General features: G+C 60.0%; 13 protein-coding genes. 7 read left to right on the top strand and 6 right to left on the bottom strand.

What is annotated here, in order from left to right; all coding sequences use genetic code 11:
- The first annotated feature begins 271 nt into the window (after positions 1-271).
- Both ACI0FG_RS11125 and ACI0FG_RS11130 read left to right on the top strand, forming a co-directional pair.
- A complete protein-coding gene (locus ACI0FG_RS11125; RefSeq protein WP_419785069.1) occupies positions 272-4,096 on the top strand; it encodes a class I adenylate cyclase in 3,825 nt (1,274 codons plus the stop codon).
- The gene (locus ACI0FG_RS11130) at positions 4,072-4,446 is read left to right on the top strand and encodes an antibiotic biosynthesis monooxygenase family protein (RefSeq protein WP_419785070.1); all 375 of its coding nucleotides are present in this window, start codon (positions 4,072-4,074) and stop codon (positions 4,444-4,446) included. The genes ACI0FG_RS11125 and ACI0FG_RS11130 overlap by 25 nt, the downstream gene beginning before the upstream one ends.
- Here ACI0FG_RS11130 and ACI0FG_RS11135 read toward each other — a convergent pair.
- The 5 genes from ACI0FG_RS11135 to ACI0FG_RS11155 form a co-directional block, all read right to left on the bottom strand.
- Positions 4,415-4,900 carry a GNAT family N-acetyltransferase gene (locus ACI0FG_RS11135; RefSeq protein ID WP_419785071.1) on the bottom strand — a complete coding sequence of 162 codons (486 nt, stop codon included), beginning with the start codon at positions 4,898-4,900 and terminating at the stop codon, positions 4,415-4,417. The genes ACI0FG_RS11130 and ACI0FG_RS11135 overlap by 32 nt on opposite strands.
- A gap of 2 nt (positions 4,901-4,902) precedes the next feature.
- Positions 4,903-5,742, bottom strand: a complete 840-nt coding sequence (locus ACI0FG_RS11140) for a DNA polymerase III subunit delta' (RefSeq protein WP_419785072.1) — start codon at positions 5,740-5,742, stop codon at positions 4,903-4,905.
- A 15-nt stretch (positions 5,743-5,757) separates the two neighbouring features.
- Entirely contained in the window at positions 5,758-7,023 is a 1,266-nt protein-coding gene (locus ACI0FG_RS11145) for an adenylosuccinate synthase (RefSeq protein WP_419785073.1), read from the bottom strand.
- 112 nt (positions 7,024-7,135) lie between these two features.
- Complete coding sequence (locus ACI0FG_RS11150; protein WP_419785074.1) at positions 7,136-7,531, bottom strand: hypothetical protein; 396 nt, start codon at positions 7,529-7,531, stop codon at positions 7,136-7,138.
- 153 nt (positions 7,532-7,684) lie between these two features.
- Entirely contained in the window at positions 7,685-9,361 is a 1,677-nt protein-coding gene (locus ACI0FG_RS11155; RefSeq protein WP_419785075.1) for a methyl-accepting chemotaxis protein, read from the bottom strand.
- Positions 9,362-9,569: 208 nt separating this feature from the next.
- On the opposite strand from ACI0FG_RS11155, the gene ACI0FG_RS11160 reads away from it, so the two are divergent.
- A complete protein-coding gene (locus tag ACI0FG_RS11160; protein WP_419785076.1) occupies positions 9,570-10,844 on the top strand; it encodes an IMP cyclohydrolase in 1,275 nt (424 codons plus the stop codon).
- A gap of 330 nt (positions 10,845-11,174) precedes the next feature.
- Here ACI0FG_RS11160 and ACI0FG_RS11165 read toward each other — a convergent pair whose 3' ends face one another.
- Entirely contained in the window at positions 11,175-11,465 is a 291-nt protein-coding gene (locus ACI0FG_RS11165; protein ID WP_419785077.1) for a SemiSWEET family sugar transporter, read from the bottom strand.
- A 91-nt stretch (positions 11,466-11,556) separates the two neighbouring features.
- Between ACI0FG_RS11165 and ACI0FG_RS11170 the strand changes: the two genes are divergently transcribed.
- The 4 genes from ACI0FG_RS11170 (at position 11,557) to ACI0FG_RS11185 (ending at position 15,887) form a co-directional block, all read left to right on the top strand.
- A complete protein-coding gene (locus ACI0FG_RS11170; RefSeq protein WP_419785078.1) occupies positions 11,557-13,611 on the top strand; it encodes a ribonuclease catalytic domain-containing protein in 2,055 nt (684 codons plus the stop codon).
- 9 nt (positions 13,612-13,620) lie between these two features.
- Positions 13,621-14,211 carry a MarC family protein gene (locus tag ACI0FG_RS11175; protein ID WP_419785079.1) on the top strand — a complete coding sequence of 197 codons (591 nt, stop codon included), beginning with the start codon at positions 13,621-13,623 and terminating at the stop codon, positions 14,209-14,211.
- A gap of 97 nt (positions 14,212-14,308) precedes the next feature.
- Positions 14,309-15,088 (top strand): substrate-binding periplasmic protein, encoded by a 780-nt coding sequence (locus tag ACI0FG_RS11180; RefSeq protein ID WP_419785080.1) that lies wholly within the window; start codon positions 14,309-14,311, stop codon positions 15,086-15,088.
- A gap of 28 nt (positions 15,089-15,116) precedes the next feature.
- Positions 15,117-15,887 (top strand): acyl-[acyl-carrier-protein] thioesterase, encoded by a 771-nt coding sequence (locus ACI0FG_RS11185; protein ID WP_419785081.1) that lies wholly within the window; start codon positions 15,117-15,119, stop codon positions 15,885-15,887.
- The last annotated feature ends 66 nt before the right edge of the window (positions 15,888-15,953 follow it).

Genomic DNA, 15,953 nt, shown 5'->3' on the forward strand with positions numbered 1-15,953 from the left:
CTTTCCTGAATCGGTTTTTCCGCAGGATTTTGCGGACCATAATTTTTCAATCCGGCACGATAGGACATGTACCGTAACGAGTCAAAATGTTTTTGAACTGAAACGACCGTTTAACCCGCGTCACTCCTTGATTTTGCGATATTTATACTTCCCCCTTGGATCACTTTCTGGCACAATTCCGAACTTGCCCCGGATACTTGTACACCCTGTTTCGACTTCTCGCCCAACAGGTTGCAGCAATAGGTAGTCGGGAGCACAGAGGCAACATTGCATGACGGCAGATCAAGGCAACATAGTTACACTTGCAGCGAATATCCGGGTCCTGGCCCGGGACAATGCGGGAGCGACGGCACAGGAGTTCTCGCCACTGGGTGAAGCCTTTCTGGTCGCCATCAAGCGGCTTTCTCCCAATCAGGTCGAGAACGCCACACCGGTGGCCGAGACAGCGCTCAACGTCTTTTACATCATCCAAAACACCAAGGACACCAAGGGACTGCGCATCGGCCTGCGCATCCTGCTCGGCTCCGGCCGTTTCGGGCGAATCCTCGCCATGCGTTTCGTCCAGTCCATGACCGTTTCCCTGCGAGAGTTGACGGCGCTGATAGCGACCATCCCGGCAAACGACCGCCTGGCATTGGCCCATGAGATGCTCCGTTCCCGCGAAGTTATCGCCGACCGACAACTGACCGCCTGGCTGGAAGAAATTGTACAGCCTCTGGCCGGGGCCGATCCTACGGAACTGGCCCCGTTCATCGCATTCCTGGGAGCACGGGGAGAGGTGCTCGCCTTTCCGGCCTTCCAGGTCTTGAACAACGGGCTGTTCGGCAAATGGCTCGACAGCAGGGTGGGAACCGTCGCAGGCAATGAAGACATCAATCTGCTTTGCAACGTGCTCCGCGCCCTGGATGACCAGGAACGCGCCGCCGCGTTTGCCCAGTCCCTGGCAAAAGGGCTCATTTTTCCTTCCAACATTGCCTTGGAGACCGTCATTCGTGTGGCCACCGCCGGCGACAGGCCCATGCTGGACCTTTTCCTCAAGATGCTCAAAAAGGCGGACAAGAGATTGGCGGGCATTTGCCTGGACGGCATCATCGCCCAGCAGACGCCAAAGGCCGGGGCATTGCTGGCGACCATCCGGCGCAAGCTCCCGTCCCTGTCCCGAGTGGCGGCCACCCGAGTCCCCCTGCTGGGCGATGAGGCCTACAGAACCTATCTGCAATCCCTGGCCCGCGAGGAACTGGATGCCGCCCGCAACGAGGCCTTCGCCGTGCTCCTCGCCATGGCACCGGATTTTGTGGAAGCGCTGACGCGGACCGGGACCGTCGCCCCCGCCCCGCTCCCCGAACCAGGCGAACGCCAGACCGGAGGAGCCGAGGACGTCAACTGCCATAGGCCCGGCCTGCTCGCCCGCCTTTTCGGCAAGCGCAAGAACACACTCGAAAAGCTGCTGCCGAAATTCCGCAATGTCCGCAGCATGGACCTGACTTGCTCCCGCGTGGCCGGGACCTCAATGGAAGGCCGCGAGTTACTCAGCCTGAACCTGGCCGGGTCCGAGTTTCGTGAAGTGGAGATGATCCGCTGCAAAATCAGCAAGTCGCGATTGACCATCTGTACCTTTGAGCAAGCCACCATTACGGGCTGCACCTTTTCCCAATGCGATCTCACGGGAGCAGACTTCTCCGGCGTGCATTTCGAGGGCTGCTCGTTCAATGACTGCATCTTTACCGGCGCGGCCTTTACCAACTGCGATTTTGCCGACTGCCGTTTCCGCAACTGCACGCTGGGCGGAGCGGCCTTTTTTGAAACCTCCATATACCGGACCGGCTTCACTACCTCTGTACTCACAGGTACACGTTTCCATGAGACCACGGTCCGCTCGGGCCGGTTCGAAGATGTGGACTTTACAGCGGCCGTGCTGACCTCTACCCGATTCGCCGGGGTGGAAATCTTCAACTGCGTGCTGCACGCCCTCTTTCTCGACGACTGCCAGCTTCATGCTCTGGCGATGCTGGAAACCACCGTTACCAGCTGCTCCATACGCAACTCGGACCTGCCCCATCCCCTGTTCCTGAAAGCACGGGCCCGGCAACTGGGACGCAAAGCCGCCGCCCTGGAATCAGGCCCCCTGCCCGACCCTATGGTGGTGGGCCCGGAGGTGGCCGACAAGGTGCTGGCGGCCTGGGCACGAGAGGTGACCTTCTATAGGCGCGAACTCCGAATGCTGACGGCCAACCGCGAACGGTTCATCCGGGCCGTGGACGGATTCGACCGTGAGAAGCAGGTCTACCTGCGCATACTGCCGCACCTGCTCGACACCGAACATTTCGAGACCCGCCTCAACCTGCGCGGCATCCCCACCTGCGAGGTATGGGGGTACACGCCGACCCTTGGTGAACTGGAACTGACCAGTCAATTTTTCCCGGAGGCCCCTCCGAAAGACAGGCGCCCGGAGGTTCGTATTCTCGGCGTTTACGCCATGGGCAGCCTGGGCAGCGTGGCCCAGACGGCAAGCTCGGATATTGATTGCTGGGTCTGCTATGACGGCGACGTGGGCATGGAGGCGGAGGCCGGTCTCAAACGCAAACTCGACGCCCTCGGCATATGGGCCGAAAACGAGTTTGGCCTGGAGGCCCACTTCTTTCCCATGCGCATGGAAGACGTGCGGGACAACCGGTTCACATCCGGCGACGACGAGGAGAGTTCGGGATCGGCCCAGGCCCTGCTGCTCAAGGAGGAATTCTACAGGACGGCCCTGCGTCTGGCGGGCAAGCATCTGGCATGGTGGGTGGCCCCGGTGGGCGTGGACCTCAAGGACTACGACGCGTGCATCCAGGCGGCACGACGCTATCCGGTGACAGGCCAGCCCCGTCTGGAGGATTTCGGGCACCTCGCCCCTGTCCCGGCCAATGAATATTTCGGCGGAGCATTGTGGCAAATGGTCAAGGCCATCCACTCGCCCTTCAAATCCGTGCTCAAGCTGGGCCTGCTGGAAACATACACGGACGCGGACGAGGGGCAGCTCCCTCTGTGCGACCGCATCAAGCGTAACATATTCCTGCAACGGCGAGACGTGCGCCGGTCCGACCCCTATGGCGCGCTATTTGCCAAACTGCATTCCTATCACGCCAAGCGGGGCGACAAGGAAGCCGCCAAGCTGCTGACCGACGCCTTCATGTTCAAGGCCAACCTGAGCAGCATCCCATTCTTCCTCAACCTGCCAGCCCGACGCGAGGACGCCAGCCTCATCCAGGCCCTTTTCGGCCAGGGATATGTGGACCCCGACCGCATCGCCAACAACAAACGGCGGCACGGCTTTGGCCGAAACCTTGCCGTGGGCGACTCGGTGCGGCGCTGCATGGTGGAGACCTACAAACGCATCCAGGCGGGACTTAAGGGAGCCGGAAAGACCGGATCATCCATCAACGCGCAGGACCTGACGCGCATGGGCCGCCGCATCGGCGCCAACTTTTCGCACAAGCAGCACAAGATCATGCGCGTGCCCTTCATGGACTCACAGGGCGAGGAGTTCGCCCTGCTCCACTTCTGCGCGCAAAAACAGCCGGGCAAGAAAACCATCTGGGAAGTGCGCGGCGGGTCCAGGGCACAGGCCAAACGATCGGTGGAAAGCCTGGAAACCCTGCACCGCACCGGCGATCCGGTGCGTCTTCTGGCCTGGATATTCGCCAACCGCATCTATCACCAAAACAGTCATCTTCAGGGTGACCGGACCATGGCCCCCATCTCGGTAGCCGACTTGCAACGCCTGCTGCCCATCATGGACGACTTTTTCCCCTTTGACGAAACCTTCGAGCGGGACATCAACGACGGTCTCCGCCCGGAGCGGGTGCTGCGAGCCCTGATCATCTGCAACCTGACCACGGCACCGGATATCCAGCGTGTGAATCAAGCCTCGATCATCTACACTACCAACTGGGGCGAGATGTTCTGCCGCACCTTCATTCAACCCGGTCCTGAATTCGAAAAAATGCCCTCGCGTTTTCTGGCAAAGAATCTGGACCAGCCGGTGACGACGACACCGGAGATGTTCCTGTTCATACCAAAAGGATCGCAATGCAAAAGAATCAATATGATATGAACCGGGTGCCGGGCTTTGCCCAGACACCGGAGCCGCCCTATTACGCTGTCATATTCACCTCGACCCGCACGGCAACGGACACCGGATACGGCGAGGTGGCCGACAGGCTCGTGGATCTGGCCGCCGGAATGGACGGTTTTCTGGGAGTGGAATCGGCTCGGGAAGGGGTCGGAATAACGGTATCCTACTGGCGGGACGAAGCCTCCATCCGGGCCTGGCGCGCCCATCCCGAACACAGGGGAGCCATGGAGCGGGGACGGGCCGAATGGTATGGCGCATTCTCCACCCGGGTGTGCCGGGTGGAACGGGACAACAGCTTCATCGCCCCGGACGATAGCGATAGTATTTGACGTCCACGTCCATGAGGGGGACGGATTCCGGCACCTGCTGACGTGAGACCTCTTCGAATCCGTTCTTCTCATAGAAGCGGTGGGCCGCGTGGTAGACGTCCACGGTGCCGAGATATATCTCGCGCACGCCCTGCTCCCGCGCCCAGTCAAGCAAAGTCCGCATCAGCGCGGAGCCGATGCCGTATCGCTTTCCCCGAAACGACTCTTTCACGAACATCTTGCGCAGGGCGCAGATGCCGCCACCGCAATCCTTGAGGGCGATGGTGCCCACCAACTCGCCTCCTTCGAACGCGAGCCAGAAATTCCCCGCCCCGTTTTGGTAAAAACCGGGAATGTCCCGCAGGTCGGGCTGCGCCTCGGCCGAGGTGGCTACTCCGAATTCATTGATCTGAATGGTGGTTATGAGCTGGACGATGGAGTCGGCGTTATGGTTGAGGTAGGGTTCTATGCGCACGGCTACACCATACGCGTGGCAACCCAGTCCAGAACCATGGCCGGATTGACTGGCACCTGCGTATTCAACGCATCCTGCGCCTGTTCCAGCACCAACCCGATACGGCGCAGTCCTTGCGGCCCATAGGTCTGGGCCAGCCGGGCCGAGACCTGGGTGCCGCAAGCGCCGGACAGGGCCTCGCGCAGTTCGCGCTGCATCCCGAGGACCACGGACATGGCCAGATCGCGGTTCACCGCTCCCTTGGTGCCTGTGCGCTGAAACCAGCCGCGACCCGAATTCCAGCACTCGGCCAGGGCCGCGACCCACTGGGCAACAGCCGGATCATTGATCCGCTTGTCGGGCCAGGACAGAGTGACAACCCAGGAACGGGACACCAGGGTTTCCAGCAACCGTTCCCGCTGCGGCGCGCACAGGACAAAGACATTGCCCGGTCGGGGCTCCTCCAGGGACTTGAGCAGCGCGTTGGCCGCTTCGGTCATGAACATCTGGGCCTCGGCAAAGATGGTCACCCGATAGCCGTCGCCCGAGGGCGGCTGCCCCCATGTACCCCGCTGGTCACGGACGGACTGGACCTTGATCAGCCCCTCGCGTCCGTCAAAAAAAAGCAGGTCATTGAAGGCGAGATCGGCAATCTGCTTACAGGCTGGACAGATGCCGCACGGCACACCGCCGGTCTCGCAATTGAGGCGCATGGCCCAATACAGGGAGAGGGCGACGCGGCTCTCCGCATCGCCCCCTTCGATAACCATGGATTGCGGGGGATCGTGGGCGATGGCGTTCAGACGCTCTACCGCATGTTCCTGCCCGGCCAGGGCGGCCAGCGGACCGGCGTTCAACGACATCGCTCCCCCTGTATGCTAGAAAGTCTGCGCCCGGTCGGGACCGACGGAAACAATGCCGATCTTCACACCGGTAACCGCTTCGATGCGGCGCAGGTAGTTAACCGCGTTTTCGGGCAGCTCGCCCCAGGAACGCGCGGAGGAAATGTCCTCATCCCAACCGGGAAGCACTTCATAAACAGGCTTCACGTAGGCCATTCCATTCTGAATCTGCGGCGGGTAGTCGATCTTCTCGCCCTTGTACTCGTAGGCGGTACACAGCTTGATCTCCTTGAGGCCGGAGAGCACGTCGAGCTTGGTGATGGCCAGCTCGGTGGGACCGTTGAGGCGGGCGGACTCGCGAATGACCACCAGGTCCAGCCAGCCGCAGCGACGTTTGCGCCCGGTGGTGGCACCGAACTCGTGGCCCTGGCTCTGCAGGTAATCACCGTCGGCATCGGTCAGCTCTGTGGGGAACGGACCGCTGCCCACGCGGGTGGTGTAGGCCTTGACCACCGCGGTGATCTGCTCCAGATCGCGCGGGGAACAGCCGGAACCGGAAGCGGCGTTGGCCGTAACCGTATTACTCGACGTGACAAAGGGATAGGTGCCGTGGTCGATATCCAGGTGCGTGCCCTGCGCGCCCTCGAAGAGGACGGAACCGGCAGCCTTCTGAATGGCGGAAGAGACATCGGCCAGATAGGGGACCAGACGCTCGGCCACAGGCAACAGCTCGTTGTAGACCGCCTCTGCGTCCATGGGCTCGGCATTGTAGAGATGCTGGAGCAACACGTTCTTTTCGATCAGTGCGGTGGCAATCTTATCCTTGAGCAGGGCCAGGTCCTCAAAGTCCCCGGCGCGCACGCCGCAACGGTTGGCCTTGTCCTCGTAGCAGGGGCCGATGCCGCGGCCGGTGGTGCCGATCTTGCCCTCGGCGGACTTGGCATCCTCGCGGGCACAGTCCATGTGGCAATGATACGGCATGATGATATGCGTTTTGCGGCTGATCTTGAGCCGACTGGACGAGACATCCACGCCCTTGGCAGCAAGCTTGTCCAGCTCCTCGCAAAAAACAAACGGGTCCAGAACCACACCGTTTCCGATGAGGCACTGCTTGCCCGGATGAAGAATGCCGGAAGGAATAAGGTGCAGGATGCACTGTTCCCCATCCACTACCAGGGTATGCCCGGCATTGTTGCCGCCCTGAAAGCGGACAATGGCGTCGGCCCGCTCTGCCAGCATGTCGACTATCTTGCCCTTGCCCTCGTCCCCCCACTGGGAGCCGAAAACCACGATATTGGCCATGTAAGTTGCTCCTATAAGAAATAACGGAAACCGCAACGCTGTGCTTTGCGCACACGAACGGTTATCTTCCGTAAATACAAAAAGGGACGCATGTCAACCGCGCATCGCGCGGCTATTTCTTGTTTTTTGGAGTAAGTGTGAGCAATTTGCCCTTTCTGTCGGGATGGGACTCGCCTTCGTTCGGCAGTTCCGAATCGTTGAGATCGGATTCCAGTTCCATCTTTCGGGACACCGGCTCGGGAGCGGTCAGGGCCGCCAGATCAATATCCATGTCCGGCTCGTCCGGGCGGCGGGAGCGCGCCCAATTGTAATTAAACAGCTGGTTTTTCAGCCGCGTGGATTGAATGAGGTTGAAGATCAGCACGGCCTCCTCCCACCGTTTGGTGGGTTCGAACCGGCGAACTTTTTCCGCATATTTTTCCCAAAGGCTCATCAGCGAGGCTTCGTCGTAGGCATTAATCTGCCGGGCGAGCTTGATGAGCGCCTTTTCCATGTAGGTTTCCGACATTGGCTCCTCAATTCTTGATCTCGTCGTCTCCGCAGGCCTCAACACCTAACAAAATCAACGGCGCCCGCCAACGCAAAAAAGCACCCCCGCCTCCAAAAACAAAGGGAGCCGCCCCATGAGGCGGCTCCCGGTATCAGCTGTTTCAAACAACCATCAGAACCGTTCGAAGTCCTCGTCATCCACGTCCATATCCAGGGTAAGACCGCCGGAATCAGCCGACTTGGCAGCTGCCGTCACCGGCTTGGCCGCAGGATTCTTTCCAGCCACGCCGGTCTTCTTTGCAGTTGTCTTGCGTTGCAGAACAGGCGCGGACCGCTCACCTTCCTCCAGCTTGAAGAACCGAATGGTTTCCTGCAGCTGGACGGCCTGCCCAGACAGTTCCTCGGAGGTGGAGGCAACTTCCTCGGAGGCCGAAGCGTTCTGTTGAATGACCTTGTCCAGTTGCTGGATAGCCAGATTCACCTGCTCGCTGCCGGTATTCTGTTCGTTGCTGGCTACGGATATTTCCTGCACCAACTCGGCGGTGCGCTCAATGTCGGGCACAATCTGCGCCAGCAGGTCGCCGGCCTCCTCCGCAACCTTCACACTGCTCGAAGAAAGCTCGCTGATCTCGGATGCGGCTGTGCCGGATCGCTCGGCCAGCTTGCGGACCTCGGCGGCAACAACCGCAAAGCCCTTGCCGTGCTCGCCCGCCCTGGCCGCCTCGATGGCGGCATTGAGAGCCAACAGATTGGTCTGGCGGGCTATCTCTTCGACAATAAGGATCTTATCCGCAATCTGCTTCATGGCCTCAACGGTCTTGGCAACAGCTTCCCCGCCCTTGGCTGTATCGGAAGCCGCCTTGGTCGTCATGGAGTTGGTCGTCGAGGCATTCTCCGCGTTCTGACCAATGCTTGAAGTCATCTCTTCCATTGATGCGGACACTTCTTCCACACTGGAAGCCTGATCGGAAGCGCCCTGCGAAAGCTCGATGGCCGAGGCGGAAAGTTCCTCACTGCCTGCCGCCACCTGGGTGCTGGCCTCCCGCACCTCGCCCACAACGTCTCGCAACGCATCCAGCATGTGGGACATGGCCTGGGACATCTGCCCGATCTCATCATTGCTGTATACCGCCACCTTCATACTCAGGTCGCCCTTGGCCATGCGGTTGGAAATTTCCACAGCCTCCTGAAGCGGACGAACCATGCCGCGAACCACAAGGATCACGACAATCAGAATAATGGCCATCACGAAAACGGTTGGGATGATGATCTGGTACCGAAGCGAGGATATCTGCTGCGCCACATCATCCACATAAATGCCGCTGCCGACAATCCAGCCCCAGGGCTTGTACATCTTGACGTAGGATATCTTCTCAACCGGCTTTTCATTTCCCGGCTTGGGCCACATGTATGGCACAAACCCTTCGCCCTCACGCTTGCAAAGCTCCGCCATTTCCACAAAAATGCGCTTACCGTGCGGGTCCGCATTGCCGTTCAGATCCTTGCCATCCAGCTCAGGCTTGATGGGATGCATGATCATCGTGGGCTTGGTGTCATTTATCCAATAATAATTATCTCCCATATAGCGGAGTGCGGCGATGACCGCCCTGGCACGATTCTGCGCCTGCTCGCGGGTCAAAACGCCGGAACTTTCCTGTTCGCCCCAATACGCCAGTACAGAGTATGCGGTTTCCACCGAGCTCTTCGTGGCCACCCGCTTCTCGTTCATCAGCGAACCGCCGACCACGGGAATGAAGTAACCGAGCAAACCTGCAAGGAAAATGATGATGGTGGCGAGAAAGAGACTCAAAACCTTGGTCTGCATCCCCCAATCCCGGAATCGCTTCATGAGGCTCCCTCCTGACTAAAGTATCAGCCTGTCCAGTTAATAGTCCTAGTCATTATCATTATTAGTCTGATTTCGAAACCATGTGCCATGATAATCTCATTATTCTTTCAGAAAATGCCTGGGGAGAACGAGGACGGGCCGATTGCCCACCATGGCAAGCTGTGCTATTAACCTCCCCCTCACGAGCACCAACAGGGAGAGACCCAGCATGAGCGACTTGAAAAAAATGTATCATACGTTGCAGCAGGATCCGTTTCCGGCGGACATGAAAGTGACTCTCGGCGACCAGGAACTGGTCTTCAAAAAACGGACCTGGGAGATTGACGGGGAAACCAAGGGATTGCGCTACGGCGAAAACCCGGATCAGCCCGCAGCTCTATACGAACAGGTCGAAGGGCATCTGGAAGTCGGCGGCGTCAAGTTCATGGGCGCTGGCCAGGGCCTGGTCTCCGCGCTGACCGAGGAGCACATGCTCCAGGCAGGCAAGCACCCCGGCAAGACCAACCTTACCGATGTGGACAACGCCCTGAACATCCTGCAGTACCTCTCGGCCAAACCGGCTGCCCTGATCCTCAAGCACAACAACCCTTGCGGTGCGGCATGGACCGACGAAGGGGTCGCCGTAGCTCTCAAGCGGGCCTTCGAGGCCGACCGTATCGCCGCCTTCGGCGGGGCCGTCGTGGTCAACCGCACCCTGGACATGGCTACCGCCGAGCTGATCAACTCCGTATATTTCGAGGTGGTTGCCGCCCCGGCCTTCGAGCCCGAGGCGCTGGAAGTGCTCAAGAAGCGCAAGAACCTGCGCATCCTGGAAATTCCCGGCATCATGAACCTCTCCGAACTGACCACCACCCCGTTCCTGGACATCAAGTCACTGTCCGACGGCGGTATGGTCCTCCAGTTCTCGTTCCGCAACCGCATCCTGTCCGTGGACGACTTTATCCCGGCCACGGCGGAAAAGGACGGCAACGAGTTCGTGGCCCGTGCTCCGAGCAAGCAGGAAGCGGAAGACCTGCTCTTCGCCTGGGCCGTCGAGGCGGGTGTCACGTCCAACTCCGTCATCTTTGTCCGCGACGGCGTGACCACGGCCATCGGCACCGGCGAGCAGGACCGCGTTGGTTGTGTCCTCCTGGCCGTGACCAAGGCGTACATCAAGCATTCCGATCTGCTCGCTTCCAAGGAACTGGGCAAGTCCCTGTTCGAGCTCAAACTGGCGGCCATCAACGACCCGGAGATGAAAGCCAAACTGGAAGACATCGAGAAGCGCACGCAGGAAGAGCGCGGCGGCCTGCCCGGCTCCGTGCTGGTTTCCGACGGATTCTTCCCGTTCCGCGACGGCGTGGACCTGTGCATGGACCAGGGGGTGACGGCCATTGCCCAGCCCGGCGGCTCCATCCGCGACCACGAGGTCATCCAGGCGGTCAACGAGCACTCCCCGCAGGTTGCCATGGTCTTCACCGCACAGCGTTCCTTTAAACACTAGGCGCAGGCCGGCGATAACGCATCGCCTGCCGCGTTACCGCGTGCGGGTCGGGATCGAAGCGTAATTCCATACGCGAGATTTCGGCCCGCACTTGCGTCTGGCCTCCGGCACGTCTGAAACTGACAGGGGGTAATAAAAGGGATAAGGGCTGCTAGGCCAGTGGAGTACGCGTATGATGGCTACGCATCAATTCCGATTGGCACACGCGGCTCATACCTGAGGGTATCCAGGGAAATAGGGGAAAAAGAAGCGCAACGGTCACGGGAGTGCAACAATGACCTGAATCGCCCTTGACAGTCAGCGACTGAAAGGCGAGGTACTCCCGTCCGGTCAGTCCCGTTTTTCCCCGGGATCAGGAGTACGGCTGAACTGGATTTTCATGACCAGGACGGCCATGGCGAGAAGCAGGGTCACGCTGTTTGCGAGGATAACGGAAAGACTTTCCAGGAACACGCCGTAGATGATCCACAGGCACACACCGGTGCAGAAAAGCCCGTACATTCCGAGCGATATATCCGCGACGGAACGAGTCCGCCAGGTACGAATGGCCTGCGGAGCAAAGGCTGCCGTGGTGCAGCATCCGGCAAGGATGCCGATGAGTTCGATGAGTTGCCGTTCCATGATAACCATCTACTCCGAACCTCTTACACTGGCAATCTTTTCGTGATAGGAATGCCGACAACAACGCGAAACCTCAGATAAAGCAGAATTCATGGCCAAATCGAATCTGATCAGTTCCCCGGTCCGCCCCGGCACAGTGGTGGAGTTCATGCAAGGCGACCAGCCCCAACTTGCCTGGGTGATGGAAGAAACGTCCGGCAGGCTCCGACTGTGGACCATCAACAAGCGGGAGATGAAACTTCCGGTGGCCCGGCTCCTGCCCTGGACCGGCCCGATGGGCGATCCCGAAGCGAACCGCCAGGAAATTCAGGATATACTCAACGAACATCAGGAACGGCGCGGAGAGATTCAGGCCGGGCTGGACGTCATGGAGCTGTGGGCGCTCGCCCAGGGTGAGCTGGAGAATGCTCCCCTCTCCTGGTTTGCGGACCTGCTCTGGGAAGACGCCGGGCCGGATGAGCTGGCTGGACTGGGACGGGCCATGCTCGCCACCAAGACCCATTTCAAATTTCGTCCTCCGGTTTTCGAGATCTGGCCCGAAGAAAAAGTGGAACTGCGCCTGCGCGAACAAACCGAGGAAAAGAGCCGTGAGGCAGTGACCTCGGCAGGCCAAACCCTGCTGGCCGAGCTGTGGAGCGCCTACATTCAGGGACGTGCCCCACGCCTGCCCGCCCTGGACAACGATCTGGCCGATGCCCTGGCCCGTATCCTCAAAGGCAAGGTGGCGGAGAATCTGGATGAAAACGACCGCAAGATATGGACGGCCATATCCAAGGGTACGCCGGACATCCCCCACGTAGCCCTGCTCCTGGCCCAGAGCTGGGGCATCCTCCCCCCGCATCACAACTACTATCTGGATGAGGCTGGCTATGCATGGGGAGACGAGTGGCCCAAACCGTTTGCCAACGAAATCGAACAGATAAAAGAAGACTTTTCCAATCAGGCTCAGGAGCCGGAACCACTCGATTTCCTATCCATCGACGGTGCCACCACCCGGGACATCGACGACATGTTCCACATCGAGGCCACTCCCAACGGCTATCGGCTGACCATCGGACTGGCCCGTCCGGACGTTCACTGGACCTTCGGCTCCGACCTGGACAAGGCCGTCATGGACCGGGCTACCTCCATCTATCTGCCGGAGGGAACGGCCCACATGCTCCCCGAGGAGTTCGGCACCGGACTGTACAGCCTGTGCGCCGGGGAGGTCCGTCCCGCCCTGCTCACCGTCTTCGAGCTGGACGACCAGGGAGAACTGCTCTCGGTGACCCCACGCCAATCCTGGGTCAACGTCCGGGAAAACATGACCTACGAAGCGGCGGAGGAAGCGATCATATCCGGTTCCGACCAGAGCCTTATCCTGGCCCATCGGGTGGCCGGACTGCGCCTGGAACGACGCCTGAAAAACGGGGCCTGCGTCATCCGCAAGCCGGAGCCAGAAGTGAAGCTGCTCGGTGAAGGGAGCGAGACCAAAGTCGAAATAACGCTGAAGGACAGCTGCCCCCGCGCCGAGTTGGTCATCAGCGAATTCATGATTTTGGCGAATTCGGGCCTGGCCCTCTGGGCAAAGGACAACGACGTCCCTCTGCTGCATCGCACCCAGGATATCGCCTTGCCCCAGGAGTCGGCAGGCATCTTTACGGAGCCTGCGGAAATCCTGCGTTCGGTCAAGCTGCTGCTGCCCCCCACGCTGGAGACGACGCCCCGCAAACATGCGGCCCTGGCCGTTCCGGCCTACGCGCCCATCACCTCGCCCCTGCGCCGCTATACGGATTTCATCAATATGGCCCAGGTCTGTTCTTTTCTCTCCACCGGGACACCCCGGCTGGACGCCGAGGAACTCGACCGTCTCGCCATGCACCTGGATATCCGCATCAAGGCCGTGGGGGCGGTGCAGCGTTTTCGTCCCCGGTACTGGAAGCTGGCCTATCTGGCCCAGAATCGAAAAGCCCTTCAGCAGGCGGTGCTGGTTGAGGAAAACGGCCCCATGGTCACCCTTTCCATGCCCCATATCCAGGTCAATGTGCGCGTGCCGCGCAAGATGCTGGGTGACAAACTCTACCTCGGCCAACAATTCCAGATCAATTTCACCCGCGTGGACCCGCTCTCCAACGAGCTTAAGGTCGGCGACATTTTAGAAGATTAGGAGAGAAACGTGACTTCTCTGTTCATTTCCCTCTACATGAAACTGTTTTTCCTGCTGACACCGTTCTTCGTGATGTCGGTCTTCCTCTCGTTTACCGAGGACATGACCGTGCAGGAGCAGCGCCGCCTGGCCATGCGCACCACCGTGGCCGTGCTCGTCATCTCGCTCATCCTCTACTTTGCAGGCAATCCGATATTCTCAACCCTGGGGCTTACCCTGGACGGTTTCCGTGTCGGGGCGGGCTCTCTGCTCTTTCTGTCGGCGGTTTCCCTGGTGTCGGGCAAACGGCAACGTCCTGAGACAACGGACGATTCCGATCCAGCGGTTGTGCCGCTTGCCATCCCCATCACTGTTGGGCCAGCCTCCATCGGTACCCTGCTCGTCCTCGGGGCGGAACTGAAAGGTACGGAACAACTGGCAGGCGCAGGCGCGCTGGTCATCGCCGGACTGACTGTCGGAACCCTGCTTTTCTCCGCTTCCGCCGTCAAAAAGCTCATCGGTTCCATGGGAATATCCGTGCTGACCAAAATCACCGGACTAGTCCTTGCCGCCATGGCAGCTCAGATCGTCTTTACCGGCATACGAGGTTTCCTAAAATAAGCGGAAGGGGAAATCCGACGGCGAGACAGCACGTTGCAATAATTCGATACTCGATCTATGATGCGGCCAAACCAACGTTAGCCCAACAGGTATTGCCATGAGCTCCATCTCCCGCCGACAGGCCCTGCGCCTGCTGACCACCGCCTCCGCCACCCTGGCCCTCGCCCCCACCCTTGTCCTGGCCGACGACACCACCGTGGTGTGTGGCTGGAACAAAGCCTTCCCGCCCTTTTCCATGCAAAAGGACGGAGAGGCCACCGGCATTCTGGTGGACTGCATGAACGAGTTGCTGTGCAAGCGCATGGGACTCACCGTCCACCACACCTTTGACGACTGGCCGAAGATTCAGGACATGGCCCGCACCGGCAAGGTGGACACTCTGTGCACCAACCCCACGGACCCGCGCCGCGAATTTATGCTCTTCTGCGAACAGCCCGTGGTGGAGAGCCTGCCCGCCCTGTTCCGCACCAAGGACAATCCCCGCGCGGCAGAGCTTGACCGCATCGCTTCGGTGGAGGGGCTGCGCAATTTCCGGCAGGTGGACTACGCGGGCAACGGCTGGGCACACAAGACTTTCCCGCCCGAACTGCACATTACCTGGGTGGATACCCTGGCCGACGCCCTGGACATGGTTGCACAGGGCAAGGCCGACTTCTTTCTGGGCAACAGCCTGGCCGCCATGTATGTCTTGGGCCAGAAAGGGCTCAAGGGCAAATTCAGTGTCCACGAGCTGTCCATCGGCGAGCCTTCCAGCTTCCATTTCGGCCTGCGCCGGGATTTCCCGGGGGCAAAGGATCTGGTGGAACGATTTTCCGATGCGCTGACCCACGCCATCTCGCAGGACCTGATCGGCAAAATCATCATGAAGTACATGTAGCGAAAACTTTTCCCCACAGAGCCTTTTCATGCACGAGACCTCTCCGCTTATATACGAACACGCCTACGACATTCGATCCTACGAACCGCGAACGGACGGGCTGGTTCCCATCACCACCATCTGCGACCAGTTGCAGGACGTGGCCTCGCGCCATGCCGACTCGCTCGGTTTCGGATTCAAGGACCTGCGCACCACCGGCCATTTCTGGATGCTCGTCCGGCTCTATCTGCTCATGGACAGGCTACCGGCCTTTGGCGAGACCTGCCGCGTCCAGACCTGGCCCTCGGGCAACGAACGGCTGGTGGCTGGACGCGATTTTCTGGTGCATGACGAAAAAGGCTGCATTGGCCGGGCTACCAGCCACTGGGTGGCCGTTGACCTGGAGACGCACAAGGCGTGCCCGCCGGGCGAGGTGCTGGACAACCGCTATATCCCCGATGCCGAACGCGCCTTGCTCATGCCCTCCGGCGCAGTGCCCCGCCTGCGGGAAGGCACGGACGAAACGATCATCACGGCCCGGAGGTCGGACCAGGACATCAACAACCACGTCAACAACGTGCGTTACGGGGAATTCTGTTTCGAGGCCGTGCCGGAGCACTGGCTGGAGCATCATCGCTGCATGGGGCTGGAAATCCAGTTCAAGAACGAAGCCCATGCTGGAGACTCATTTGTCTCATCCTGCGCCGCATCCGGAGAGGAAGAGGGCGGACAGATCATGCAGCACGCCCTGCGCCGCCAGGATGACAACAGAGAAATCGTCCGTATGCGTTCCTTGTGGCAGGATATCCGGCACCCCTGACGAATCACTTCCCCGGGGAATCTCCACCAACAGGCGAAACAGGCCGGACCTTTCGCAGACTCTCGG

Source organism: Pseudodesulfovibrio sp. 7M6, from assembly GCF_050058625.1.
Taxonomy (GTDB): Bacteria; Desulfobacterota; Desulfovibrionia; order Desulfovibrionales; family Desulfovibrionaceae; genus Pseudodesulfovibrio; species Pseudodesulfovibrio salinus.